Here is a 24,607-nt window from a genome sequence, read left to right as displayed (position 1 = left end):
TGCCTCAGGCCACTACGATGTGACAGCCCGCTGCCTGCAGTGCCGAGAAGGCGGGCAAGGACCGGGCACCTGCGTCGGTGACCAGCGTGCCCACGTCGGCCAGGCTGGCATAGGTCACGCGGCTGGCTTGTCCCACCTTGCTGTGGTCGGCCAGCAAGATCAGCTCCTTGGCCTGCGCAGCCATGGCGCGGGCCACGGCGGCCTCATGGTGTTCAAAGCTGGTGGCGCCGCTGTGCACGCTGATGCCCACGGGCGAGAGCAGCGCCACATCGGCGCGGTAGCGGTGGATTTCGGCCACGGTGGTGTCGCCGTGCGTGGCCTGCACGGCAGGGTCGGTGCGGCCTCCGAGCAGGATCACGTCGTTGCGCGCGCTGCGCCCGGCGTCGGCTGCCGCCAGCTTGAGCGCCACGTTCAGCCCGTTAGTAATGATGGTCAGGCCCGACAGGCTGGACAACGCTTCGGCCAGCAGGGTAGTGGTGCTGCCCGCATCAATGAACAGCGTTTGCCCCGGCTGCAGCAGCTGCAGGGCGGCGCGGGCGATGGCGCGTTTTTCGCGCTCGCGCACCGCCTGGCGCACGGCCAGCGGGGGTTCGGGCTCTGGCCCCTGTGCCACCACGCCCCCGTGCACGCGCCGCAGAATGCCCTGCGACTCCAGCGCGAGGATGTCGCGGCGCACGGTTTCGCGGGACACATCCAGGTCTTGCGCAATGCGCTCCGTGCTCACCCGCGAGAGCGTGGACAGCAGGGTGCGGATGCGGAGGAAACGTTCTTCTTGCAGCATGGTGGCGATGTTAGGCGGGCTTGGAACCAGGTTTTCGGCGCTGCGTGCCAAAGTGCAGCAGCAACGCCAGCGACCCCACCACCGCCATGATGCAGGTAGAGAACGCTGCCGCCTGCGAGGTCAGCCCCGCTTCATCCAGACGCATCACCGTCACCGCCCCCATGGGCAGCGAGGGCGTGATGAGGAAGATAACCGCCGACAGCGTGACCATGGAGCGCATGAACAAGAACACCAGCACCGCCAGCAGCGTAGGCAGCAGCGCGGGCAGGTACACATCGCGCAGCACGCGGGCGGTGCTACCGCCCAGCACGGTGGTGGCGTCTTCCAGCGTGGTGGGCACGTTGCGCATGCCGGTCATCATGGTCATGAAGCCCTGCGTGTGGTAGTGGTAGTAGTTGCACAGCGCCAGCAAGATGGCCGTGCCATACAGCATGCCCCAGGGCCAGGTAGCGGTGTTGAAGGTGAACACATAGGCCAGCCCCAGCACCAGCCCAGGCACGCCCACCGGCAAGGCCGACAGTGCCGTGGCTGCCTGCGCCAGCCGCCCCGGCAGGCGGCGGATGCCAAAACACAGCACAAACAGCATCGCCGTGCCCACGCTGGCGGCCAGGGCCGACACCCAGACGGAGGTCCACAGCGGCGCATAGCCGCCCGCAATGGTGATGTCGTAGTGCTTGAGCGTGAGGTCCAGCCGGTAGGGCCACAGCCGGATGAAGCTGGCCACCACCACCGTGAGCACCAGGGCCACGATGCTGCACGCAATGCCCATGCAGGCGATGAAGAATGCGGTATCGCGCCCCGGGCGGCGGGTGGGCGTGGGCGGCAGGGCCGATTCGGCCCCCGCACCGGCGCGCTGTGCGGCCATGCGTTCGATGAACACCGACACCGCGGCGGGCGCCAGCAGCAGCATGCCCACCACCGCGCCCATGCCGAACTTCATCTGCCCGCTGACCTGGTTGTAGATCTCGGTGGCCAGCACGGCAAAGTTGCCGCCAATGACCACGGCGTTGCCAAAGTCGGTGATGGTGATGGTGAACACCACAAACCCCGCGCTCAGCAGGCCGTAGCGGGCCTGCGGCAGCGTGATGTCGCAAAACTGCCGCCACGGCGTGGCGCCCAGCACCTCGGCGGCGTCGTACTGCCGGGCATCGCCCTGGCGCAACGCGGTTCGCACGATGAGCACGGCCTGCGGCAGCGCATAGAGCACGTCCGCAATCAGCAGACCCCAAAAGCCATAAATCTCGGGCCGCACACCCAGCATCTTGCCCACGATGCCGTTGCGCCCCAGCAGGAAGATCAGGCCCAGCCCCAGCACCAGCGAGGGCGCCAGCATGGGCAGGGCCAGTGCCCCGGCCACAAAGCGGCGGCCCGGCATGCCGGTGCGCTCCAGCCCAAACGCCACCACAAAGGCCAGCACCAGCGTGACGGCCGTGGTTACGGCGCCCAGCAGCAGACTGTTGGCCAGGGCCCGCCACACGCCCGGGGTGTCGAGCAGCGCGGCGTAGTTGCCCCAGCCGATGCCGCCCGTGTCCTGCACCAGGCTGCGCCAGGCAATGGCCAGCATGGGCACGCCAAAGAACAGCACCAGCGCGGCCAGCGGCAGCAGCAGGCAGGCGCGCAGCAGCCAGCGTTCGCTGGCGTGCATGGGTGGCAGGTGGGGGGCGGCAGTGGTGCTCATGCGTGCACCCAGGCGCAGTCCTGTGCGCTCACCGAGATGTCCACGTTCTGGCCCGCCTCCCAGGTGCTGGCGCTGCTGGATTCGGCCAGCAGGTCCAGGTCGTTCCAGCGCAGCTGCACCCGCTGGATGCTGCCCAGGAAGGTGGTGCCGGTGACGCGGCCCGCACCCTGCGCGCTGGCTTGCAGCTGCAGGCGTTCGGGGCGGATGCACAGCAGGGCCGATTCGGGCGCCATGCCTTCGGGGGCCCCGCCCAGCGCGGGCTGCAGCAGCCGTGCCTGGGCGGGCGGCAGCAGGTTGCTGTGTCCCATGAAGTTGGCCACGAAGCGGGTGCGCGGTGCCAGGTACAGCTCGCGCGGCGAGCCCGCCTGTGCAATGCGCCCACCCTGCATGCAGACGATGCGGTCGGCCATGGCCAGGGCTTCTTCCTGGTCGTGCGTGACCATGATGGTGGGAATGCCCAGGCGGCGCTGCACCTCGCGCAGCTCATGGCGCAGGTCGGCGCGCACGCGGGCGTCCAGGGCCGACAGGGGTTCGTCGAGCAGCAGCAGCGAAGGGTTCACCGCCAGGGCCCGCGCTATGGCCACGCGCTGCTGCTGGCCGCCCGACAGTTGCGCCGGGTAGCGCCCGCCATAGTCGGCCAGCTTCACCATGTCCAGCAGCTCGGCCGTGCGCGCCTGCACCACGTCGGGCGGTGTGCGGCGGATGGCCAGGCCGTAGCCCACGTTCTGCGCCACCGTCATGTGCGGGAACAGCGAGTACGACTGGAACACGATGCCAAAGCCCCGGTCGCGCGCCGGCAGCGTGGCCAGGTCGCGCCCGCCCAGCGTGATGCGGCCGCCATCGGCAGGCAGCAGCCCCGCGATGATGCGCAGCAGCGTGGTCTTGCCGCAGCCGCTGGGGCCCAGCAGGCACACGAACTCCGAGGCGCCCACGGCGAGGTGGATGCGTTCGAGCGCGACCTGGCCGTCAAAGCTCTTGTGCAGGTCGGTGATCTGCAGGGACATGGTGTGTGGTCCTCGGGGAGTGCGGTTCAGTGCAGCGGTTCGGTACAGCGGCTCAGCGGCCGATGGTCTTTTGCCAGGTGCCCAGGATCGCGTCGCGTTCCTTGGCGGACTTGGCAAAGTCCATGGGGTAGAGCACCTTGGAGAGGTCGGCGGGCAGGCCTGCCGCCGCAGCGGCCTTGGATTGAGGCACGCCGGGCACGGTGACGATTTCCTTGTACTTGGTGTAGAGCTGCGCTGCGCCGGGAGACAGCGTCCAGTCCAGAAAACGCTTGGCGTCGGCCTTGTTCTTGGAGCTGGCCATCAGGCCCGAGGCTTCCAGCTCATAGCCCGCGCCGTCGGTGGGGATCACCATCTTGACCGGGTAGCCCTCGTCCACCGACTGCATGGCCGCAAACGCCAGCGAGGTGCCAATTGCAAACTCACCCGCCCGCGCGGCCTTGCAGGGGCGCGAGCCCGACTTGATGTACTGCGCCACGTTGCCGTCCATGGCCTTGATGAGCTTCCAGCCCTCGTCATTGCCGCGCGACTGGATCAGCGCGGCAATCTGCAGGTAGCCTGTGCCCGAGGACACCGGGTTGGGCATGACGACCTCGCCCTTGTAGACGGGGTTGGTGAGGTCCTTCCACGACGTGGGCATGGGCAGCTTCTTGGCCTTGAGCACCTCGGTGTTCACACAGAACGCGGCCATGTAGCCGGTGGTGGTGAACCATTTGCCGTCGGCGGCCTTGTCCTTGGCGGCCAGCTTGTCGCTGCCCTTGGGGGTGTAGGGCTCCAGCAGGGCGGTGATGCGCGGGTCCAGCGTGTTGGTCAGCGCCCAGCCCCAGATCACGTCGTGCTGCGGGTTGGCAGCTTCGGCCAGGATGCGCGCACCCAGGTCGCCGGTGGACAGGCGCAGCACCTTCACGTCCACATCGGGAAGGTCCTTTTTGGCGGCGGCCAGGTATTCCTTGATCTCGTCTTCTTCGAGCGCGGTGTAGGCCGTGACGGTGCCCGCCTGGGCGGCGGTCAGCCCGCAGGCCAAGGCGCCCAGCACGGGCAGCAGGCGCAGGGCGGCAAAGAGGGAGGAGCGAGTGCGCATGAATTTCTCCAGAACGGTGCGTTGCCAAAAAACAGTGCGGGGTCACCGCAGGCCAGGGGGTTTGTTCACCAAAGTTGTGCGTTTTATTGCACTTGTGCAAATTATTGTTTTTGCACGAAAATGCACAAGCACTAAATATGCCAACCCGCTCATGCCGAGCGGTAGGCCCTTCTTCATTGCCCAACCTCTGCCCGGACCTCTTCCCTTGACCCTTCCCATGAACACTTTGCCAACCCCCGTTTCCCCCTTCCTGGCCCTGGCGCACGCCCTGGCCGATGCGGCCCGTGTCCACTCGCTGCGGTACTTCCGCACCCCGCTGGATGTGCTGACCAAATCGGACGAGAGCCCGGTCACTATTGCCGACCGCGAGGCCGAGGCCGCGATGCGCGCGGTGCTGCAGGCGCAGGCGCCCACGCACGGCATCCTGGGCGAGGAGCATGGCCGCGAGCGGCTGGACGCCGAGTACGTGTGGGTGATCGACCCCATCGACGGCACCAAGAGCTTCATCACCGGATCGCCGCTGTGGGGCACGCTGGTGGCCCTGCTGCACCAGGGCCAGCCCGTGCTGGGGCTCATGGATTTGCCGGTGCTGGGTGAGCGCTGGACGGGGCTGGCAGGCCAGCTGACGCAGTGCAATGGCCAGCCTGTGCGGGCCAGCGGGTGTGAACAACTGGCGCAGGCCCGCATCTACACCACATCGCCGGATGCCTTTGGTGCGGCCGACTGGCAGTGTTTTGATGCGCTGAGCCGCCAGTGCGCGCTGCGGCGGTTTGGTGGCGACTGCTATGCCTATGCCCAACTGGCGGGCGGGCATGTGGACCTGGTGGTGGAGGCGGGGCTGCAGCCGTACGACTACCTCTCGCTGGTCTGCCTGGTGGAGGGCGCGGGCGGGCGCATTACCGACTGGCAGGGCCGCGCGCTCACGGTGGCATCGGATGGGCGCGTGGTGGCGGCTGCCACGCCGCAGTTGCATACCCAGGCGCTGGCCCTGCTGGCTGACCGGGTCGACCGGGCCACGGCGTAGCCGAATGCGGTGGCGCCTACACTCGGCGCACCATGTTCCGCTGGCTCCTCGTCATTCTCCTGGCCCTGATGTTCATCAGCTGGCTCACACCGCTGCTGCGCCGCCTGGGCTTTGGGCGCCTGCCGGGGGACTTCCGGTTCCGCTGGCTGGGGCGCGACTGGGATGTGCCGCTGGCGTCCACGCTGCTGCTGAGCTTCGTGGTCAGCCTGATCACCAAGCTGTTGTAACGGGCCGCAGCTGGGCGGCTACCCCGCCGCCTGCAATGCGTCCAGAAACGCCTTGCGCCACCAGTGCACGTCGTGCTGGCGTATACGGGCCATCAGCTTTTGATGGCGCGCCTGCCGCTCCACCAGCGGCATCTGCAATGCCTGCTGGATGCTGTCGGCCATGCCTTGGGTGTCGTAGGGGTTCACCAGCAGCGCTTCTTTCAGCTGCTCGGCCGCACCGGCAAAGCGTGACAACACCAGCACGCCCGGGTCGTCCGGGTCTTGCGCCACCACGTACTCCTTGGCCACCAAGTTCATGCCGTCGCGCAGTGGCGTGACCAGCCCCACGGCGGCGGCGCGGCACAGGCCCGGAACCCGCTTGCGGGCCACCATGCGGTGGATGTAGCGCACGGGCATCCAGTCCAGTTCGCCATAGTCGCCGTTGACAGCGCCACACAGACCTTCCAGCTCCTGGCGCAGGTCGGCATAGGCGTTGACGTCGTCGCGCGTGGGCGAGGCGATCATGATGAGCGTGGCGCTGTCGCGGTTTTCCGGGTAGCGGTCCAGCAGTTCGCGAAAGGCCCGCACACGTTGCGGAATGCCCTTGGAGTAGTCGAGCCGGTCAATGCCCAGCAGCAGGCGCCTGCGTGAATACTCGTCGCGCATGTTCTCGTAGGTTTCCACCGCGTCGGGCGCGTGCGTGAGGCGTGTGAATTCGTCCACGTCGATGCCGATGGGAAAGGACTGCACCACCACGGTGGCTCCAAAGGCGCGCACGCGCTTTTCGTCCACCTCTTCCGCGCTGCCTTCGTTGCGCACATAGCGCGTGAAATGCGACACGTCGGCCTCGCTCTGCAGACCCACCAGGTCGTAGGCAAACAGCGAGCGCATCAGCCATTCGTGCTGCGGGATGGCCGCCATGATGAGCGGCGGCGGCATAGGAATGTGCAGAAAGAACCCGATGCGCTGCTTGCAGCCCATGGCCCGCAGCTCGGCCGCCAGCGGGATCAGGTGGTAGTCGTGCACCCAGATCACGTCGTCGTCGCGCAGCAGTGGCAGCAGCTTGCGCGCAAACATCTGGTTCACGCGGCGGTAGCCCGCGATGTAGCTGGCGTTGAAGTCGGCCAGGTCCAGGCGGTAATGGAACACCGGCCACAGCACGCTGTTGCTGTAGCCATGGTAGTAGCTGTCGTGGTCTTCGCGGCACAGGTCCACGGTGGCCAGGGTGACGGCACCTGCCTGCCGGGTGTGCAGTTCGCCCTCGCCGGGTGTGCCGCCTTCGACCACAGTGCCGCTCCAGCCGAACCAGAGGCCCCCGGTCTGGTTCAGGGCTTCGCCCAGGGCGACGGCCAGGCCGCCGGCGGCGGGTTTTCGGGGGTCTGCAAGGCGGTTGGAGATGACAACAAGACGGCTCATGGGTTCATCATCGTTGTGGATCGCCCCGGGCCGCTGTCGGACAGTGCCTCAAATCACGCTGTCCCAGGGGGCCGACAGGCGCACGGCGGCGTTGATGACGCCCACCATGGAGTAGGTCTGCGGAAAGTTGCCCCACATTTCCTGGGTCTCGGGGTGCGTGTCTTCGGAAAGCAGGCCCAGCGGATTGCGGGCGGCCAGCATGGTCTCGAAGATGGCGCGGGCCTCGGCCTTGCGGCCAATGCGCGCCAGCGCGTCGATGCGCCAGAAGGTGCAGATGTTGAAGGCCGTCTCGGGCTTGCCGAAGTCGTCGGCCGCCTCATAGCGGCGCATGTAGGGGCCATCGCACAGGCTCTTTTCCATGGCCTCCACGGTGCTCACAAAGCGTGGGTCCTTGGGGTCGATCAGGCCCACCTCGGCCATCAGCAGCACGCTCGCGTCGAGTTCATGGCCGCCAAAACTCTCGGCGAACGCCTGGCGCGCTTCGCACCAGGATTTGTCGAGGATCTCGGCGCGCATGCGGTCGGCATGCTGCTGCCAGTGGCTGGTACGGTCGGCCAGCTGCAGGGTGGCGGCGATCTTGGCCAGCCGGTCGCAGGCTGCCCAGCTCATCAGCGCGGACGAGGTGTGCACCCTGGCGCGCGTGCGCAGCTCCCACATGCCGGCGTCGGGCTGGCCATACACGCGCACCGCGTTCTCGCCCACCTGTTCCAGCCGCGTGAATTCGGCCAGGCCCGCGCGGTGCAGCAGGCGGTGGTCGTGAAAGGCCTGGGCCGCGCCCAGCACGATGTTGCCGTACACATCGTGCTGAAAATGCTCGGCCGCCTGGTTGCCCACGCGCACCGGGCCCATGCCCCGGTAGCCCGCCAGCTGCGGCACAAGGCTCTCGGGCAGTTCTTGCTCCAGGCCAATACCGTACAGCGGCTGGATGTGGCCATCGCCGCCTTCCACCACCACGTTGCTGAGCCAGCGCAGGTAGTCCTCCATGGTGCCGACTTCGGAGATGCTGTTGAGCGCGCGCACCACGAAGAACGCATCGCGCAGCCAGCAGTAGCGGTAGTCCCAATTGCGGCCGCTGTGGGCGGACTCGGGGATGCTGGTGGTCATGGCGGCCACGATGGCGCCGGTGTCTTCGTACAGCGAAAGCTTGAGCGTGATGGCCGCGCGGATCACGGCCTCCTGCCACTCCAGCGGCACGGCCAGAGCGCGGGTCCAGCTGCGCCAGTAGGAGGTGGTCTCCTGCTCAAACAGGCGCGCGGTGTCGGCGATGCCCTCCACCAGCGTCTCGTCCGCCCCCAGCAGAAAGTTGTGTTCGCGTGTGAGCACAAATGCCTGGCCCGACAGCACATGCGACACCGGCGCATCGGTAGACAGGCGCAGCGTCATGCTCTCGCCCACGTAGCGGATGTGGTTGCTGCCGCGTGTGATCTCGGGGGTAGTCTGGCCCCAGTCGTAGCGCACCTTGAGCGCCACACGGATGCGCGGCGCACCCTGGATGGGGCGCACCCGGCGCACCAGCGTCATGGGGCGAAAGTAGCGCGAGCGGCTGTAAAAGCGCGGCGCAAAATCGGTGATCTCGATGCCGTGGCCCGCCTTGTCAAACAGCTGCGTGCGCAGGATGGCGGTGTTCGGCTCGTACCACTGGTGGGCCGATGCCAGGTCTTCCAGTTCGATCGCGAAGTGGCTGCCTTCGTCGCCGGGCTGCAGCAGGGCGTTGAACACCGGGTCGCCATCAAAACGGGGCAGGCAGCACCACACCATGCGGGCGTGGTTGTCGATCAGTGCGCTGATGGCGCAGTTGCCGATCATCCCGAGGTTGAGTGAGCCCGCTTGGGGATCGTTGGCTGCCGTGTTCATCGTTCGCGCTCCAAGGTCGTGCGTGCAGAAGACAGCCAGCCGCGCAATGCGGCGGATGTCATGCAGCGGTGTTGTGCCATGGTCGGCCCTTCGCCCACCTTGATGCCCCAGCCGCCCAGTGCCTGAACGGCGGCAAAGCCAGCCTCATCGGTGACGTCGTCTCCCACAAAGACTGGGGTGCGCCCGGCAAAGGGGGCCTGTGTCATGAAATCGAGAATGGCCTGGCCTTTGTGGACGCCCCGGGGCTTCACTTCAAAGACACATTTGCCGCGCAGCAGTTCCACACCCTCCACCTGCTGCATGGCGCGCACGAGGGTGTCGTGGCACAACCCTTCCAGGTGGGGGGCCTGGCGGTAGTGCAGGGCCACGCTCGCGCGCTTGGGCTCTACCAGCAACCCCGGATAGTGTGCCGCCAGGTCGTACGCAGCCCGTAGAACCTTCTCCAGGTCTGGCGGCAGAACGGCAGGGTGGGATGTGTCGGTCAGTCGGTATTGGGCACCATGCTCGCTGGCCAGCGGCAGGTGCAGCGGGGCCAGAAATCCGTCGATGTCGGCCTCAGGCCGCCCGGTCACGATGGCCAGCGCGCCGTCCAGATGGGTGTACAGCGATGACAGCGTGGGGACCAGCCCGGAAGCGATGCGCACCGCCTCGGGGCGCGGCGCCAGCTCGGTGAGCGTGCCGTCAAAGTCCAGAAAAAGCGCATGGGCAGTTGTCAGTAGGGGGAGCAGCTGCATGGGCGAAACCTTATCAGACGCGGTGAAGCTGACCCGGGTGAAAGGGTGTTTCAGCGCTGGTAAACGCGCGCAAGGTGTGCGACGGGGTGCAACATCAAGACCTCAGGACTGCCAAGCCCGCTCTTGAAACGCCCGGCTTGTGCCGCCATGTGTAAGAACCTGTTGCGATCCCCGAAAAGATCTTGAACAGGTTCTAAGAGGCCCGCTTTTTGCTCACACCGATTGCCGAACCATGACCGAAGCCCTGCACATCGTCTGCCCCCATTGCCACACCACCAACCGCGTGCAGCGCGCCGACCTGGGCAACGCGCCCGATTGCGGAAAGTGCCATCAGCGCCTTTTCGCGGGGGCGCCGCTGGAGCTGGATGCCACCAGTTTTGACAAGCATGTGGTGCGCAGCCACATCCCCGTGCTGGTGGACTTCTGGGCGCCCTGGTGCGGGCCTTGCCGCCAGATGGCCCCGGCCTTTGCGCAGGCCGCCCGCGAGCTGGAGCCGCGTGTGCGCCTGGCCAAGCTCAACACCGAAGACCACCAGGCCATCGCGGCGCGTTATGCCATCCGCAGCATTCCGACCATGATTTTGTTCCAGCAGGGGCGCGAGGTGGCGCGCGTTTCGGGCGCGCTGGGGGCTGCAGACATCGTGCGCTGGGTGCGAACAGCGGCAGTTTAAAAAAGACAGGCGCCTCAACGAATACCGAGTGCCCGGTCCAGTGACACGTTGCCTGCGCCGCGCCCCACCAGGTACAGCATCAGCCCCGCCCATGACAGGTGCGTGGGCCAGGCATCGGGGTACACGAACACCTGGATGACCAGCGTCATGCCCAGCAAGGCCAGGGCCGACAGGCGCGTGAGCAGGCCCAGCACCAGAAGAACAGGGAACAGATGCTCTGCCACGGTGGCCATCTGCGCCGCCAGCTCGGGTGGCAGCAGGGGCAGCTTGTACTCGTCGCGGAACAGCGCATAGGCGCTGTCGGAGATGGTGAACCACCCCTCGACTTTGGTGCGCGCTGAAAGCCAGAAGATGCCTGCAATGGCCACGCGGTTGACCATCGCCAGCAGGCTGTGCGGGGTGAGCGAGGTGGCTGCATCGGCCAGGCGCGTCAATAGCTTGCGCTGGCCTTTGGCGGGTGCAGTGGGGAAATGTGTGCTGGTGGTCATCAGGGGCTCCTTGGCCTCGGGGTGAATTGGTGTGAGTCGGTGGGTATCAATGCGCCTGCGTCCAGCAGGGTGCCCATTAGGGCCGCAAAGTCTGCGGTGGGCTCGGCCGCAAGGGCTGAAGTGGCGGCGGCCTCCAGCGTCTGGCCTTGGGCACAGGCGTCCAAAAAGGCCACTCCGGCGCGCGACAGTGGGCGCCACGTCACGGGTGCGTGGGGCCGGGTGAGCAAGGCCCCATCGCCGGTCCAGTCCAGCGGCTCTGTGGGGAGCAGACCTTCGCGGTGGCTCTGCCACAACGCGTAGGCGGGATGCTCGTCGCACCAGGCCCAGCGTGCGGCGGGGTGGGGGCGCAGTTGCACCAGGGGCAATGTATCGGGCGCCTGCTGTGCCAGCCAGTTGCGGTCCACTGCGGTGGCGTCTGCCGCCAGATGGCATTCGGTCCAGCAGCGGTCCAGGCGTGCCACGGCCGGCAGGTAAGGCAGCTCGGCCGCTGGTGCAAAACCGGCCAGAAAGTCAGCGAACTCCGCGCCGTAGTCCATCAGCAGTCCGTCAGCCGGCGGCTGCGTGCGGGCATACACCGCAGCGGCGGCGCGAAACCATTCTTCGCCCACCAGCTGGCACACCGTGGGGTAGCTGGCCTGCAGGGCATCAATGCAGCCCTTGAGCACGGTGTTGCGGTACACGGCAAAGCCGGGCTGGGATTCCAGCGCAGACAGCCACGGTGCGTGCTCGGCATGGCCGAGCAACGCGGCAGAGAAGCCGTCCTGGAATGCGCTCAGCTGCATGCTGCCTCCTCGGGCTGCGCCGCTGTGAGCGCGTTGTGGGCCTTGTCGCGCTCGGCCAGCAGTTCGCTGAAGGCGGGCAGATTGTCGTCGCGTTCGATGAGGGTGGGCATGGGGCCTGTGCGCGCGATCACCTGCTCGTACAGCGCCCACACCACCGGGGCGATGGACGCGTCGTGGCTGTCGATCAGCAGGGCATCGCCATGCACCGGGTCGGCATGGTGGCCCGCCAGGTGGATTTCGGCCACGGCGTGCAGGGGAAAGGCGTCGAGGTAGGTCTGCGCGTCAAAGCCCAGGTTGTTGGCACTGACGTACACGTTGTTCACGTCCAGCAGCAGGGCGCAGCCAGTCCGCTGCACCAGCTCGGTCAGAAATTCGGTCTCAAGCCAGTCGTGGCCGTCGATGTGCAGGTAGTGCGTGGGGTTCTCGATGGCGATGGGGCGCTGCAGCGCATCCTGCGTTCGGGCGATGTTGTCTACGATGCGGTGCAAGGCGGCCTGCGTGCGCGGAAACGGCAGCAGGTCGGGCAGGTACTGCCCGCGCCACTTGGACCATGCCAAGTGCTCCGAGATGATGACTGGCTCCACCCGCCTTGCAAGGGCTGCCAGTCGCGCCAGGTGTGCCGCGTCGGGCGGAGTGTCGGCAGCAAGCGACAGCGATACGCCGTGCAGCGCCACGGGGTGGCGCGCGCGGATGGCCTCCAGCCAGGCCAGGCGGGGGCCACCCTCGGCCAGATAGTTTTCGGGGTGCACCTCCCACCACAGACCCGTGGCGGTGCAGTGCAGCGCCTCGTCATAGTGCTGGGGCTTGAGGCCCAGGCCAGCGGTGAGAGGGCACAGGGCCATCGGTCAGGCCTTGATGGGGGTGAGCGAGCCCATGCCCTTGGGCGTCTTGATGGTGGCGCAGGTGCCTGCGGGCACAAACTTCCAGGCGTTGCCCTGGTAGTCCACCTTGGCGGAGCCCGCACAGGTGGTGCCGGGGCCGGCAGCGCAGTCGTTCTTGCCGGCCATCGAGACGCCGTAGCACTTCTCCATGGCGGGTTTGGTGCCGTCCATGGGGGCGGAGGTGGTTTGGGCCATGGCGGCGCCAGAGGTCAGGGCTACAAGGGCAAGGGCGCCGAGGCTGAGGGTGCGAGTGGTCATGGTACGGTTCTCCGAGGGTTGGGTCAGGGTTGAATCCGATCGGGGTGCAGCGAGAGGCCGCGTTGAACTGCCCGATCTGCGTTGTAATTCGCGCAGCGCAACTTGCGGGTTACAGCGCTGTACGAAAAATTTCGGAGCGGCATGGCGAAACATTTTTTTGCGATGCCTGTAACCCAATGGCTCCGGCATACGAATTTCCTGCAGGGAGACACCATGGAGAGTGTGGAAGAACGCCTGCGCGGCTTGTTGATGCAGGGGCTGGATGCCGACGCAGCCGCCTACCAGCGCTTTTTGAAAGAGCTGAGCGCCCACCTGCGCGCCTTTTTGCGCCGCCGCCTCGCGCAGCGGCCCGATGAGGTGGAAGACCTGGTGCAGGAGACGCTGCTGGCGGTGCACAACCAGCGCCACACCTACCGGCCCGAGATGCCGGTGACGGCCTGGGCGCATGCGATTGCGCGCTACAAGCTTATCGACTGGTTGCGCTCGCATGCCGTCAAAGAGGGGCGCAACGACCCGCTGGACGATGCCGACGAGTTGTTTGCCAGCAGCGACAGCGAGGCCGCCGAAGCCCGGCGGGACCTGGGGCAGTTGCTGCGCACGCTGCCAGACAAGCAACGGCTGCCGATTGAGTATGTGAAATTGGAAGGTTTGTCGGTGGTCGAGACGGCGCGCCTCACGGGGCTGTCGGAGTCGGCTGTCAAAGTCGGCGTGCACCGGGGGCTCAAGGCCCTGGCCGCCAAGATCAGGGGAATGGCATGAAAACCGATGAATTGATCCACTTGCTGGCCACCGATGACCGGCCGGTGCAGCGCAACGCGATAGAGCAGCGCTTTATGGTGGCCGCACTCGCGGGCATTGCCGGCGCCGGGGTGCTGATGCTGGCCCTGTTCGGTCTGCGCCCTGATCTGCTGGCGACCATGGCGCTGCCCATGTTCTGGGGCAAGCTGGTGTTTGCCGCCGCGCTCGCTGCTGCCGGGCTGGCGCTGCTGCGCCGCATGGCCCGCCCGGGCATGGCGCTGGGCCACGCAGCCCTGTGGCTGGCCGTGCCGCCGCTGGTGCTGTGGGCCATGGCCTTGTGGGCGTTGTCGCAGGTGTCCGCCGCAGAGCGCATGCCGCTCATCCTGGGCAGCACCTGGCGCACCTGCCCTTTCAATATCGCGGCGCTGTCGGTGCCAGCATTTGTTGCAGGCTTTTGGGCCCTCAAGGGCGCTGCCCCCACGCGCCTGGTGTGGACGGGTGCGGGCGCTGGTTTGCTGGCGGGTGCGCTGGGCGCCTTGGTGTACGCCCTGCATTGCCCCGAAATGGCCATGCCCTTCCTGGCTGTCTGGTATGTGGCGGGCATGGCCATCCCGACTGCGCTGGGGGCGGTGCTGGGGCCGCGCCTGCTGCGCTGGTGAGGAGGCGCGGCAAGTGTGCCAAGCGCCCTGGTGGTTCAGGCGCTGACGCGTTTGTTGTAGGCGCGGAAAACCGTGTCCAGCGTCCAGCCCAGCGATTCGTAGAGGGACTGCGCGGTGGTGTTGGTGTGTGCTGTGGTCAGGTCCATGCGCTCCTTTCCATGGGTGCGGGCCGTGGCTTCTGCTGCCATCAGCAAGCTGCGCCCGGCGCCTGTCTTGCGGGCGGCGGGGGCCACGAACAGGTCGTACAGCGTGTAGATAGGGGCGGCCTCCACCGAGCAGAACGTGGGGTAGAGCTGGCAAAAGCCTACCGCCGTTTGCGTCGCATCCAGCGCCAGCAGGATCACCGACTCTTCACGCTCTAACCGCTCCGCGATGAAGGCCTTCGCTCCGGCCAGGTCTGGCGCCTGCGCGTAGAACTGCCGGTAGGCATCAAACAGCGGCGCGACGGTGTCAGCGTCGGCCGGGGTGGCAAGGCGGATGTGAACAGTGGTCATGGAGACGTTGGGATGGCTGTGGGGCGCGAAACTGCACCAGGTTCTTGCAAGGCTGTACCCCGGATGGAATACAGGCGGACGCGGATTGTAGGAGGGGCTGTCCGCGTCTTGGGCGGTGGTGTGCAGGGTCAGGCAACGTCGCTGCGGGGCTGCAGCCACTGCGCCACCGCTTCCACCCGCGCCTGGTGGATCAACGCACCCACCTGCGGCCCAGCCACGCCCTTGGCCGCCGCCTGCGCTGCAATGTCGCGCGTGACCACCGACTGCACGGCCGCCAGCACAGCCGCCAGCCGCTGGCGCTGCGAGTAGGCGGATTCTTCAAACCCCAGCCGTCCGCGCGCATCGCATTCGCAGGCCAACAGGATGTCGGCGAACCGCTCGGGCTTGCGGATGGCGTCGCAGCGCTCCAGAAGGCGCACCAGCGCGGCGGCCGACAGATCGGTGCTGCGGTGGATGTGGCCGTGCTCGCGGGCCACCACATCGGCCGTCTCGCGGCAGTCCACGGGCACGCGCAGGCGCTCGGCCACGTCTTTCAGCAGCTCCGCACTGCGCTCCTCATGCCCGATGTGGCGCGGCAGTACGTCGGCGGCCGTGGTGGCCTTGCCCAGGTCATGCACCAGGCAGGCAAACCGCACGGGGAGTGGCGCCTGCAGCCGGGCCGCCATGTCCAGCACCATCATCAGGTGCACGCCTGTATCCACCTCGGGGTGGTACTCGGCCCGCTGGGGCACGCCCCACAGGCGCGCCACTTCGGGCAACAGCACCTGCAGCGCGCCGCACTCGCGCAGCACCTCGAACATTCGCGAAGGCTTTTCTTCCATCAGGCCCCGCGCCAGCTCCTGCCACACGCGCTCGGCCACCAGGTGGTCCACCTCGCCATGCGCCACCATCTCGCGCATCAGTTGCATCGTCTCGGGCGCCACCGTGAAGTCGGTGAACCGCGCTGCAAACCGCGCCACGCGCAGGATGCGCACCGGGTCTTCGCGGAAGGCGTCGGTCACATGGCGCAGCACCCGCGCCTCGATGTCTTTGGCACCAGAATATGGGTCAAAAATGCCTCCAGCGCTTGTCCCATAAGCGCTAGTAGCTATTGCATTGATAGTGAGATCGCGGCGGGAAAGGTCTTCTTCCAGCGTCACTTCGGGCGAGCTTTCCACCACAAAGCCCCGGTAGCCGCGCCCGCTCTTGCGCTCGGTGCGGGCCAGCGCGTATTCCTCGCGTGTCTCGGGGTGCAAAAACACCGGGAAGTCTCGGCCCACTGGCAGGTAGCCCAGCTCCAGCATCTGCTCGGGCGTGGCACCCACCACCACCCAGTCGTGGTCATTCACCGGCCGGCCCAGCAGCTTGTCGCGGACCGCGCCGCCCACCATGTAGATTTGCATCGGTGTAGTTTAGGACGAGCACTCGGCCGTATATTCCAGCCCACCATGTCCCTATCGTCCGAACTCACCATTGCCCAGCTCAACCCCGACGGCAGCGTGCCCGTGCCCACGGCGCCCGACGCAGCGGCCAACGCCGCCGCCGAGGCCCTGCAGCGCGAGGCGCAGCTCGAAGCCTTGAAAGCCAAGGTGGACGACTTGCAGGAGATCTTGGCCAAGCCGCTCAATGAAATCCTGGCTGACCGCGACAAGTTCAAGGAAGCGATGGCCGCGTGGGACGCCTTCGGCGCCATGTGGATGCTGTCACAGCGCGCCATGAAGCGCGTGGCGCTGGATCTGGCTGCGCAGCAGGGTGTGAGCGACGAAGAGGTGGTAGCACGTGCGCTCGCCTATGCCAACCAAGTGCTGAACGCGGAGGAGGAAGACCTGGGCGGCACCATTGCCCCCGCCCAGTTAGCGCACATTGCGCGGCACAAGCCGTTTTTGCGCAAGCAGTTCCGGTAGTTGGGCGGGTGCGCCCACGCCTGTTCAGCGGAACACCGGCCTGAAAAAGCTCCGCTCATAACTCACGATGCACCCCGTCTCCTCGGCGTAGCGGAACGCTGCCTGGCACTCCGCGTCCTGCATCGACTGCTGGCGGTACACCTCGTAGGCCGCGAGGCTCTCAAACGTGAACAGCGCCAGCGCGATGTTGTTGGCGCCCTCGCTGGGCATGAAGTAGCCGTGGTGCTGGCCACCGAACTTCTCGACCAGTGGAATCCACAGCTTGCCGTAGTGCTCGAACTCCTTGAGCTTGCTGGTGTTGAGCACGTAGCGCAGGTAGACGGTGACAGCCATGGCGATGCTCAGCCCTCGGTGTGGCGCAGGCGGTACGGCTCTTCGAAGTCCAGAAAGTCCTTCTCGGCCAGGGCTTCGTCGATCCAGGCTTTCACGCCGGGCAGTGCGCGCACGCGGTCTACATAGGCCGGGATGGGGGTGGGTACGGGCAGGGCATAAGAGTGCAGGCGCATGCACACGGGGGCAAAGTAGGCGTCGGCCACGGTGAACTCGCCAAACAGCATAGGGCCGCCGTGCTCCTGCAGCAGTGCACTCCACATCTCCACCAGGCGCTGGACGTCGGTGCGCACGCCGGCTTTGTCGCGCCAGATCAGCGCGCCGGCATCGGCCAGATTCGCCTCAATGTTCATGGGGCAGTTGCCGCGCAGGGCGGTGAAGCCGCTGTGCATCTCGGCGCAGACGCTGCGTGCGCGCGCACGGGCCTTGGCGTCCGCGGGCCAGAGCTTCTTGTCGGGGTGGGTTTCGGCCACGTATTCGGCAATCGCCAGGGTGTCCCACACGACCAGATCGCCATCGACCAGTGCAGGCACCTTTCCCGTGGGGCTCACGGGGCTCATCACACGCTTGAACTCCGAATCGGCGTCAAAGCTGTCGAAGCGCACGCGCACTTCTTCAAACGCAATGCCCGCCTGCTTGAGCAGCACCCAGGGGCGCATGGACCATGAGGAGTAGTTCTTGTTGCCGATGTAGAGCTTGAACATGGGGACACCTGAAAAATGAAGGTCAGCCCGTCATGCTAGCGGCTGCGCGATGCGCCAGCGATGCCAAAAAAGGTCTGAATGATGCGCAGCGCGCATCACCGGGCCCCGAGGAGCCGGTCTGGCCGGTCAGACAGGCCAGACTACCCCGTTGTCGTTCAGGATGGCATCGAGCGGCAGGTCGAACTCCTCAGGCTCGAAATCATCCAGATAGCCATGGGTGAAGCCCAGACCCACGGTGAACGGCTTGGGCTGCAGCGTGGCCAGCGTGCGGTCGTAAAACCCGCCGCCATAGCCCAGCCGGTAGCCACCCGGTGCGTAGCCCACGCAGGGCACAAACAGCAGCGTGGGCACGATGACCTCGGTGTCCTTGGGCTTGGGGATGCCGTAGGCGTCTTCTTCCATGGGGCAGCCGGGGTACCAGGCGTGGAAGGTGAGGGTCTTGTGCTGCTTGTTGACCACCGGCAGGCCGATGCGGCGGCGCAGGGGTTCGTCCAGCAGCTCGCCGTCTTCCTTCCAGCGGTGCAGGGCGGGCAGGGGGTCGAACTCGCCCTTGATGGGCCAGTAGGCGCCGATCACCGTATCCGGCCGGTTCACCAGCCAGATGCGCATCACCTGCTGTAACAGGTCGGCCCGCTGTAGGCGGTCGGGCAGGTTGAGGCGTTCTTCTATCAATGCGCGCCGAAGGGCTGCTTTGTCCATCAGATAATTCCCCCATGCAATTTCTCAGAGCGATTCTGACACCCCTTGTGGCCGCCACCCTGCTGGCTGCTACCGCGCCCCTTGTCATGGCGCAAAACCGTGGTGACGATACCCTGCTGGAGATGCAGCAGGCGTTCCGCAAGGGCGACCGCAACAAGCTCGCGCAGCTGCTGCCCGCCGCGCGCGGCCACGCGCTGGAACCCTGGGCGGCCTACTGGGAGCTGCGCGTGCGCCTGGGCGAGGCCTCGCCACAGGAGATCCAGTCCTTCATGCAGCGCTACGCCGGCACCTACCAGGAAGACCGCCTGCGCAACGACTGGCTGCTGCTGCTGGGTCAGCGCCGCGACTGGAGCCAGTTTGCCGAGCAGCACCCGAGCTACCGCATGTCGGACGACCGCGAAGTGCGCTGCTACGCGCTGCTGATCGACCAGATCAAGGGTACGGCACCGGCCACCGTGGCCGAGGACGTGCGCAGCAACTGGTATGCGATCCGCGACGCCGACGATGGCTGCACCCACGCCGCGCGCGAGCTGTATGGCTACAAGAAGCTCTCGGCCCTGGATGTGTGGCGCAAGGCCCGCCTGGGTGTGGAGGCCAACCGCCCCCGCGTGGTGCGTACGGCGGTCGAAATCGTCTCGCCGGAATCGCTGCCGCAGGTCAAGGATGTGCTCGATGCGCCCAGCAAGTACCTGCTCTCGCGCGCCACTGCCGCTGGCAAGGCCCGGCAGGAACTGGTGCTGCTCGCCCTGTTGAAGCTGGCCACCAGCGACCCGGACAGCGCGGCCTACCAGCTGGAGAACAAATGGGGCGTGCACCTCTCTGCCGAAGAGCGCAACTGGGCCTGGGGCGTGATTGGCAAGACCGCCGCGCAGAAGCTGGCCAGCAACGCCCATGGCTACTTTGCCAATGTGACCAAGGACAGCGACCTCAACGACGACCTGCTGGGCTGGAAGGTGCGTGCCGCCCTGCGCGCTGGCCAGTGGAAGGCCGTGGGCAAGGCGGTGGACGCCATGGGCCCTGAAGGCCGCCAGGACAGCACCTGGGTGTACTGGAAGGCGCGCTCGCTGCTGGCGGGCCGCGTGAGCGATGCCGAACGCGCCGAAGCACGGCAACTGCTCGAAGGCATTGCCGGAACGCGCGGCTTCTATGAGCAGCTGGCGCTCGAAGAGCTGGGCCAGCGCATCACCACGCCGCCCGCGCCCGCGCCCCTCACCGCCGAAGAAAAGGCCGCCGCTCGCGCCAACCCGGGGCTCAACCGCGCACTGTACGCCATCCTGCTGGGCCTGCGCAGCGAAGGCGTGCGCGAGTGGAACTACACCACAAACCTGCACCAAAGCGGCGGCATGCCCGACCGCGAACTGCTGGCCGCCGCCGACTTCGCCTGCCAGCGCGAGGTGTGGGACCGCTGCATCAACACCAGCGAGCGCACCAAGAGCGTGGTGGACGTTACGCAGCGCTTCCCCACCCCCTTCCGCAGCGCGGTGGTGGAGCGTGCCAATGGCATCGGCCTGGACCCGGCCTACGTGTACGGCCTGATCCGCCAGGAAAGCCGCTTCATCATGGATGCGCGCTCGCACGTGGGCGCCTCGGGCCTCATGCAGGTGATGCCCGCCACCGCGCGCTGGACGGCCAAGAAGATCGGTCTGAACGGTTTCACGGCCGATCAGATCAACGACCGCGACACCAACATCACCATCGGCACCGCCTACCTCAAGCTCGCGCTGGACGACTTTGCGGGCTCCATGCCCATGGCCGCGGCCGCCTACAACGCAGGCCCCGGCCGCCCGCGCAGCTGGCGCAACGGCCCGGTGCTGGACGCCGCCATCTGGGCCGAGAACGTGCCGTTTGCCGAGACGCGTGACTATGTGAAGAAGGTGCTGTCCAACACCACCAACTACGCAGCCATGCTTACAGGCCAGCCCCAGTCGCTCAAGAGCCGCCTGGGCACGATCGGCCCGCGCGATGCGGCGTTGCCAGAGGTGAACAAGGATTTGCCCTGATGGGCCGGTGGTTGCTATAAATAGAAGAGCTGCTAGCGCTTATCGGATAAGCGCTAGGGCCTATTTTTTCCAATATTTTGAGGGGGAAGCCATGAGAAAACTGGGTTGGGTGGCCATGGCCTCCCTGGCGATGGTTCTGGGCGCAGCAGCGCAGGCGCAGCCGGTGTACAAGTGGGTCGATGCCGACGGTAAAACCCATTACGGATCGCAGCCGCCGCCTACCTCGCAGGATGCCGAGCCGATGAAGCTGCAGAACAACAACGGCACCAGTGGCAGCGGTGGTGCAGGCAGCAAGGGCAGCGCCTCTTCTGCTGGCAAGTCGGCGGGTGCCACCCAGTTCAACCCCGACGGCACCAAGAAGATTCCGAAAGACGTTCAGGAATTTGGCGAGGGGCTGAAGAAGGCCCTGGGCACGGTGGACGGCAAGCAAGTGCCGCTCAACTGCGCCACCGCCGTGGACAACATCCACTACCAAGCCGACCTCATGCTGGAAGTGGGCCAGAAGAACGTGCGCGACGGTTACATGGCCCAGGCGGACTTTGACAAGGCGGCACCCAAGATCCGTGAAGCCAAGGGCAAATACAGCGTATCGGACTGCCAGGGCGCATCGGGCAACAAGAAGGCGTTCTACCAGTGCATGTCCAGCAGCAACAACCATGTGACGGGGTGCGACAAGCAGCACAAGCATTGAAGCCGTGCCGAGGCGCTGTGTGCCGTCCCCCAAGAGGGATGCCTGCAGCGGCTCGGTCAAGGGCGTGCCATGGCGGCACTGACTGAGGTGCATTGCTGCGGTCAGCCGGGATGCCAAGGTCCGGGCCGACGTTGTATCTATGCGTTGTGCAGCATGTCGCCTTGGCGGGTGGCCGCACCGGACCGCACCAGTTCGTCGCTCAGGCTGCCAAGCCATTCAACCTCGGCCTGATCGGCAAAGTGGCGCTCGCGGAGCATGCCGAAGTAGGGCGTGGCCTGCGCCCAGGCAGCCAGGTCCTGGAGACTGATCTGCTGCCATTCCAAAAGCTTGTACTTGAGCAGCACCTTGGCCGCATAGAGCGCATGTTTGCCCGGGTTGCGCACAAAACCGTCCAGGCGGCGGCGTGCGCCATCGATGGCACGGGGCGCATCGGCAAACACCGGCCCGTGGCCGGGGATCACGACCTGGGGTGATAGCTGCTCGATCACATCCAGCGTTGCGGCCACTTGGGCGAACGCGTCTTCGCCTTCCAGCTCGGGAAACACCACGCCAAAGCCGTTTTCCCACAGCGCATCGGCCGAGATCAGCACACGGCCCTGGGGCTCGAACAAAACCACCGAATGCGGATCGTGCCCCGGCGCGGCATGCACCTGCCAGGGCTTGTCGCCCAGCAGTACGCACGAGTCGGGCATGAGCAGCGTGTCGGCCCGAAAGGGTGGGCATTCCTGGCCCGTCGGTGTGTAGCTGAGCGCATAGGCATCCCACTGGCGCACATGGTCGGCCTGGCCGGGTGGAATGGCCGTGAGCACGCCGGGCCAGGCCTTTTGTAGCGCGGCATTGCCGCCGCAGTGGTCGCTGTGCAGATGGGTGTTGAGCACACGGTCCAGCGCGCGGCCCTGCAGCGCGTCGCGCACCAGGTCCACAGTCTGTTCGGCATGGCTGCAGTAGCCGGTGTCCACGATGGCCGTGTCGTGGTGGCCGACGAAGAGGATGTTGTTGGCCGAGAGCCAGCCGCGCTCCAGGACGGTGATTTCAGGGGGGAGCAGGTTGTGTGGCGCAGTAGTGGGCATGAAGGCGAGAGTGAAGGCTTTGCGGCGGGTATCAATACAAACGCTGCGCCGCAGTCTGCTGTCCAGCGTACTGCAGGTCTGGCGTGCCCGCAGTCCTCCAAAACCCGCATGCCCGCGCCATCGATGCCGCTCGGCGGGACAGCGGCATCTGGCTGCGCGTGGCTACTGTGGCAAGGTCACTTGCACCACCGCGTTGCGGGTGCTGAAGAACAGCTTGGAATCCCGCACGGCAATGCCCACCGGCGTGTGAATGATGCCAGGGGCCTCTCCGGCCAGGAAGCCCTTCCGTCCGGCTTGGCCAACCACGGTGCTGACTTGTCCGTCTTTCGCAATCTTGCGAATCACGCTGTAGCGAGGGTCCGTCAAGTACAGGTTGCCCTTGGCATCGGCGGCCAGGCTGGCCGTGCCGCCCCACGTGGTGCGGAAATCATCAAAATCCGTTCCCCAGGGGATGGTCGCGGCGATCAGCAACGTGGAGTAACCCGCCACGGTCAACTGCGCGCTGGCGGCCGGGCCATCGACATAGCCTGCGGGAAGGTCGGCGCGACCGGCCACGGTGCTCACGACGCCTGCCGGCGTGATCTTGCGAATGGTGGGCCCGATGCCTGTGAAGGCGTCATGCAGTCCGTCGACCACGTACAGGTTGCCATCGGCATCCAGGGTCATGTTGCCCAGAACGGAGAAGCGTGCAGCGCTGCCCTGCCCATCCTGATGGCCGAGCACACCGGCATTGCCGGCCAGCAAGCTGGCGGTGCCTTGCGGGTTGATCTTCACGATGGTGCCGTTGACACCCGCTGCATAGACGTTGCCCCCTGCGTCCGCGACCAATCCGTTCACGGGGCCGCCGTACTTGTACGAACGCCCTGCGTATTCAAAAGGCGGGAACCAGGGGGAAAGGTCCGCCAGCACCCTGATGGCGCCCTGGGGCGTGATCTTGTAGACGTAGCTGGGCTGGTTCGGCACCCAAGCGTGGGAGGCGGTGTAGAGGTTGTCATTGCCATCGACGGCCATCGCCCGCCATGACGGCCTGCTCTGCACTTCGGTCGGAACGGTGTCCCAGGTGAGTGGCAAGGTGCTGGTGCTGCCATCCGATCCCACTTTGCGCAGGGTGGTGATGCTGCTCGCGTCCCCCACATACAACGCCCCGGCTTTGGCAAAGGCCATGGCGAGAGGAGCGATGAAACGGGCCTGCGACCCTGGGCCATCGACGGGCACCGGCTTGGGATCGTACGGCGTGGCCTTGCCCGCCAGAACGGAAGTCGTTCCATCCAGGCGGAATTTCTGGATCCACGCCGACAGCGAGTTGCCCAGACTGACGATGAAACTGCCGTTCGCATCGATGACAAGGCTTTTGGCCGTCTGCGCATCGGGAATGCGCAGCACCGTCGAGACGGTGCCGTCCTCGCCAATGCGGCGCACGGCGATCGAGTGGTCTTGGGTCGTCTCATACGCCGGGGGGTATTGGTCGAGGGCGTACAGTTTTCCAGATGCATCCAGTGCCAAGTCGAGCAAGGTGCCAAACCGGGCAGTGGCGGCATCGCCGTCCGTGTTTCCCCGGGCGTCTGCCGAGCCGGCGACGTGAACCAAGCCACCTTGTGGTGTGTATTTCTGGATGGTGCTGCCAGCGACAATGAACAGCGCACCCGATGCATCCACGACAAATGTGGAGGGCAGGTTCCATTTGCGCTCCAGCGGCAGGGTGCTGACCACGCCCGCCGGGGTGATCTTGCGGAAGGGGCGGTCGCCACCACTGCTCAACACATAGAGGTTCCCCGCACCATCCAGCCGGAGTGCGTCCACACCACAGAGCGTTGCTGCCTGCAGCGGGCCGTCGTCAATGCCGCATTCGCCGGGTTTTCCGGCCAACGTAGTGACCACTCCCTGGCTGTCGATCTTGCGCACGGTGTAGTTGTCCGCCACGTACGTGTTGCCCGTCGCATCGACAACCACCGCCGATGGGTTGTCAAAGCGTGCTGCCGGCCCCGGCCCATCGGCGTAGTTTGGGGGGCTGGCAAAGGAGAACGGGCGCGGGGGCTGCCCGCCCGCAACAGTGCTGACCGTGCCCGAGGCGGTCAATTTGCGTACCGCCTGGTTGGTTGAATCCGCCAACATCAGGTCGCCGGCAGGTGTCAACGCGAGTGCCGGAGGGGCTGCAAACAGTGCGTCGGTGGCTGCGCCATCCTGGTAGCCGGTGCCCTGCGTGGCGCCCGCGACCATGCTGAGCACGCCTTTGGGGGCGGGAGGTGGTGGGGTAGTGTCTTCGCCGTTACCGCCGCCGCAGGACACGGCCAGAAGGGAGAGGCTCAGTGTGACCATAAGCCAGGAACGGACGGATGGGGTTTGTCGTGACTCGGTTTTCACAAATGAATGCTCCGCATGAAAGTAGACGTGGATTTCTTCAACACCGGGCTCTCCGGCTGCCAATTGATTTGCGCACGGCCCCGAGAGTCTTATGTTTCAAACAGTTGCAAGTCAGCTCTGGGAG

General features: G+C 66.3%; 26 protein-coding genes. 8 read left to right on the top strand and 18 right to left on the bottom strand.

Translation table 11 applies throughout. The features are described from left to right. Positions 1–4: 4 nt before the first annotated feature. From ACODS0_RS11255 to ACODS0_RS11240, 4 genes are read right to left on the bottom strand one after another with little or no spacing between them, the layout of a single operon-like run. Positions 5–781, bottom strand: a complete 777-nt coding sequence (locus tag ACODS0_RS11255; RefSeq protein ID WP_121508836.1) for a DeoR/GlpR family DNA-binding transcription regulator — start codon at positions 779–781, stop codon at positions 5–7. 10 nt (positions 782–791) lie between these two features. Next, a complete protein-coding gene (locus tag ACODS0_RS11250) occupies positions 792–2,459 on the bottom strand; it encodes an ABC transporter permease subunit (RefSeq protein ID WP_121507652.1) in 1,668 nt (555 codons plus the stop codon). Then, entirely contained in the window at positions 2,456–3,463 is a 1,008-nt protein-coding gene (locus tag ACODS0_RS11245; RefSeq protein ID WP_108498518.1) for an ABC transporter ATP-binding protein, read from the bottom strand. The genes ACODS0_RS11250 and ACODS0_RS11245 overlap by 4 nt, the downstream gene beginning before the upstream one ends. Positions 3,464–3,515: 52 nt before the next feature. Continuing rightward, positions 3,516–4,541, bottom strand: coding sequence for an ABC transporter substrate-binding protein (locus ACODS0_RS11240; protein WP_488834940.1), 1,026 nt, complete (start codon positions 4,539–4,541; stop codon positions 3,516–3,518). Positions 4,542–4,758: 217 nt separating this feature from the next. Here ACODS0_RS11240 and hisN point away from each other — a divergent pair, with 217 nt between their 5' ends. Both hisN and ACODS0_RS11230 read left to right on the top strand, forming a co-directional pair. Continuing rightward, positions 4,759–5,565 carry a histidinol-phosphatase gene (gene hisN, locus ACODS0_RS11235; RefSeq protein WP_488834938.1) on the top strand — a complete coding sequence of 269 codons (807 nt, stop codon included), beginning with the start codon at positions 4,759–4,761 and terminating at the stop codon, positions 5,563–5,565. A gap of 32 nt (positions 5,566–5,597) precedes the next feature. Further along, positions 5,598–5,792: a DUF2905 domain-containing protein gene (locus ACODS0_RS11230; protein WP_055396419.1), complete on the top strand. Its 195-nt coding sequence runs from the start codon at positions 5,598–5,600 to the stop codon at positions 5,790–5,792. 18 nt (positions 5,793–5,810) lie between these two features. Here ACODS0_RS11230 and otsA read toward each other — a convergent pair whose 3' ends face one another. From otsA to otsB, 3 genes are read right to left on the bottom strand one after another with little or no spacing between them, the layout of a single operon-like run. Further along, the gene (gene otsA / locus ACODS0_RS11225; RefSeq protein WP_121507649.1) at positions 5,811–7,187 is read right to left on the bottom strand and encodes an alpha,alpha-trehalose-phosphate synthase (UDP-forming); all 1,377 of its coding nucleotides are present in this window, start codon (positions 7,185–7,187) and stop codon (positions 5,811–5,813) included. A gap of 48 nt (positions 7,188–7,235) precedes the next feature. Then, complete coding sequence (locus tag ACODS0_RS11220) at positions 7,236–9,041, bottom strand: glycoside hydrolase family 15 protein (RefSeq protein ID WP_121507648.1); 1,806 nt, start codon at positions 9,039–9,041, stop codon at positions 7,236–7,238. Then, positions 9,038–9,775, bottom strand: coding sequence for a trehalose-phosphatase (otsB, locus tag ACODS0_RS11215; protein WP_487261851.1), 738 nt, complete (start codon positions 9,773–9,775; stop codon positions 9,038–9,040). The genes ACODS0_RS11220 and otsB overlap by 4 nt, the downstream gene beginning before the upstream one ends. Before the next feature lie 232 nt (positions 9,776–10,007). On the opposite strand from otsB, the gene trxC reads away from it, so the two are divergent. Then, positions 10,008–10,445, top strand: a complete 438-nt coding sequence (gene trxC, locus ACODS0_RS11210; RefSeq protein ID WP_055396427.1) for a thioredoxin TrxC — start codon at positions 10,008–10,010, stop codon at positions 10,443–10,445. Between the two features lie 14 nt (positions 10,446–10,459). On the opposite strand, the gene ACODS0_RS11205 is transcribed toward trxC, so the two are convergent. From ACODS0_RS11205 to ACODS0_RS11190, 4 genes are read right to left on the bottom strand one after another with little or no spacing between them, the layout of a single operon-like run. Further along, positions 10,460–10,933, bottom strand: a complete 474-nt coding sequence (locus tag ACODS0_RS11205; RefSeq protein ID WP_055396428.1) for a DoxX family protein — start codon at positions 10,931–10,933, stop codon at positions 10,460–10,462. Then, positions 10,933–11,715 carry an HvfC/BufC family peptide modification chaperone gene (locus ACODS0_RS11200; protein ID WP_488834934.1) on the bottom strand — a complete coding sequence of 261 codons (783 nt, stop codon included), beginning with the start codon at positions 11,713–11,715 and terminating at the stop codon, positions 10,933–10,935. The genes ACODS0_RS11205 and ACODS0_RS11200 overlap by 1 nt, the downstream gene beginning before the upstream one ends. After that, positions 11,706–12,557 carry an MNIO family bufferin maturase gene (gene bufB / locus ACODS0_RS11195; protein ID WP_488834932.1) on the bottom strand — a complete coding sequence of 284 codons (852 nt, stop codon included), beginning with the start codon at positions 12,555–12,557 and terminating at the stop codon, positions 11,706–11,708. Before bufB ends, ACODS0_RS11200 begins: the two co-directional genes overlap by 10 nt. A 3-nt stretch (positions 12,558–12,560) precedes the next feature. After that, positions 12,561–12,854 (bottom strand): BufA1 family periplasmic bufferin-type metallophore, encoded by a 294-nt coding sequence (locus ACODS0_RS11190; RefSeq protein WP_488834930.1) that lies wholly within the window; start codon positions 12,852–12,854, stop codon positions 12,561–12,563. Positions 12,855–13,067: 213 nt separating this feature from the next. On the opposite strand from ACODS0_RS11190, the gene ACODS0_RS11185 reads away from it, so the two are divergent. Together ACODS0_RS11185 and ACODS0_RS11180 are read left to right on the top strand one after the other, a co-directional pair. Further along, the gene (locus ACODS0_RS11185) at positions 13,068–13,613 is read left to right on the top strand and encodes a sigma-70 family RNA polymerase sigma factor (RefSeq protein ID WP_426306309.1); all 546 of its coding nucleotides are present in this window, start codon (positions 13,068–13,070) and stop codon (positions 13,611–13,613) included. Beyond that, positions 13,610–14,251 (top strand): NrsF family protein, encoded by a 642-nt coding sequence (locus ACODS0_RS11180; protein WP_488834927.1) that lies wholly within the window; start codon positions 13,610–13,612, stop codon positions 14,249–14,251. Before ACODS0_RS11185 ends, ACODS0_RS11180 begins: the two co-directional genes overlap by 4 nt. Before the next feature lie 35 nt (positions 14,252–14,286). Here ACODS0_RS11180 and ACODS0_RS11175 read toward each other — a convergent pair whose 3' ends face one another. Together ACODS0_RS11175 and ACODS0_RS11170 are read right to left on the bottom strand one after the other, a co-directional pair. Continuing rightward, on the bottom strand, positions 14,287–14,745 hold the full coding sequence (locus ACODS0_RS11175; RefSeq protein ID WP_488834925.1) for a GNAT family N-acetyltransferase: 459 nt from the start codon (positions 14,743–14,745) through the stop codon (positions 14,287–14,289). A 128-nt stretch (positions 14,746–14,873) separates the two neighbouring features. Further along, positions 14,874–16,127, bottom strand: a complete 1,254-nt coding sequence (locus tag ACODS0_RS11170) for a multifunctional CCA addition/repair protein (protein WP_488834923.1) — start codon at positions 16,125–16,127, stop codon at positions 14,874–14,876. Between the two features lie 45 nt (positions 16,128–16,172). Here ACODS0_RS11170 and ACODS0_RS11165 point away from each other — a divergent pair, with 45 nt between their 5' ends. Then, on the top strand, positions 16,173–16,628 hold the full coding sequence (locus tag ACODS0_RS11165; protein WP_121507639.1) for a hypothetical protein: 456 nt from the start codon (positions 16,173–16,175) through the stop codon (positions 16,626–16,628). Positions 16,629–16,652: 24 nt separating this feature from the next. Here the strand turns inward: ACODS0_RS11165 and ACODS0_RS11160 are convergent, their stop codons facing one another. The 3 genes from ACODS0_RS11160 to ACODS0_RS11150 all read right to left on the bottom strand — a co-directional run bounded on the left by ACODS0_RS11160 (position 16,653) and on the right by ACODS0_RS11150 (position 18,361). Further along, positions 16,653–16,961: an NIPSNAP family protein gene (locus tag ACODS0_RS11160; RefSeq protein ID WP_488834921.1), complete on the bottom strand. Its 309-nt coding sequence runs from the start codon at positions 16,959–16,961 to the stop codon at positions 16,653–16,655. An 8-nt stretch (positions 16,962–16,969) separates the two neighbouring features. Further along, positions 16,970–17,662 (bottom strand): glutathione S-transferase family protein, encoded by a 693-nt coding sequence (locus ACODS0_RS11155; protein ID WP_488834919.1) that lies wholly within the window; start codon positions 17,660–17,662, stop codon positions 16,970–16,972. A gap of 126 nt (positions 17,663–17,788) precedes the next feature. After that, complete coding sequence (locus tag ACODS0_RS11150; RefSeq protein ID WP_121422201.1) at positions 17,789–18,361, bottom strand: 5-formyltetrahydrofolate cyclo-ligase; 573 nt, start codon at positions 18,359–18,361, stop codon at positions 17,789–17,791. 14 nt (positions 18,362–18,375) lie between these two features. On the opposite strand from ACODS0_RS11150, the gene ACODS0_RS11145 reads away from it, so the two are divergent. Beyond that, on the top strand, positions 18,376–20,361 hold the full coding sequence (locus tag ACODS0_RS11145) for a lytic transglycosylase domain-containing protein (protein WP_121422202.1): 1,986 nt from the start codon (positions 18,376–18,378) through the stop codon (positions 20,359–20,361). A gap of 91 nt (positions 20,362–20,452) precedes the next feature. Further along, positions 20,453–21,052: a DUF4124 domain-containing protein gene (locus ACODS0_RS11140; RefSeq protein WP_121422203.1), complete on the top strand. Its 600-nt coding sequence runs from the start codon at positions 20,453–20,455 to the stop codon at positions 21,050–21,052. A gap of 137 nt (positions 21,053–21,189) precedes the next feature. On the opposite strand, the gene ACODS0_RS11135 is transcribed toward ACODS0_RS11140, so the two are convergent. Both ACODS0_RS11135 and ACODS0_RS11130 read right to left on the bottom strand, forming a co-directional pair. Next, on the bottom strand, positions 21,190–22,122 hold the full coding sequence (locus ACODS0_RS11135) for an MBL fold metallo-hydrolase (protein WP_121507636.1): 933 nt from the start codon (positions 22,120–22,122) through the stop codon (positions 21,190–21,192). A gap of 162 nt (positions 22,123–22,284) precedes the next feature. Continuing rightward, positions 22,285–24,438 (bottom strand): NHL repeat-containing protein, encoded by a 2,154-nt coding sequence (locus ACODS0_RS11130; RefSeq protein ID WP_487256872.1) that lies wholly within the window; start codon positions 24,436–24,438, stop codon positions 22,285–22,287. Positions 24,439–24,607 lie beyond the last annotated feature (169 nt).

The organism is Acidovorax sp. FG60 (assembly GCF_057808995.1).
Note: the sequence above shows the minus strand (reverse complement) of the source record. Positions and strands in the feature narration are given on the sequence as shown.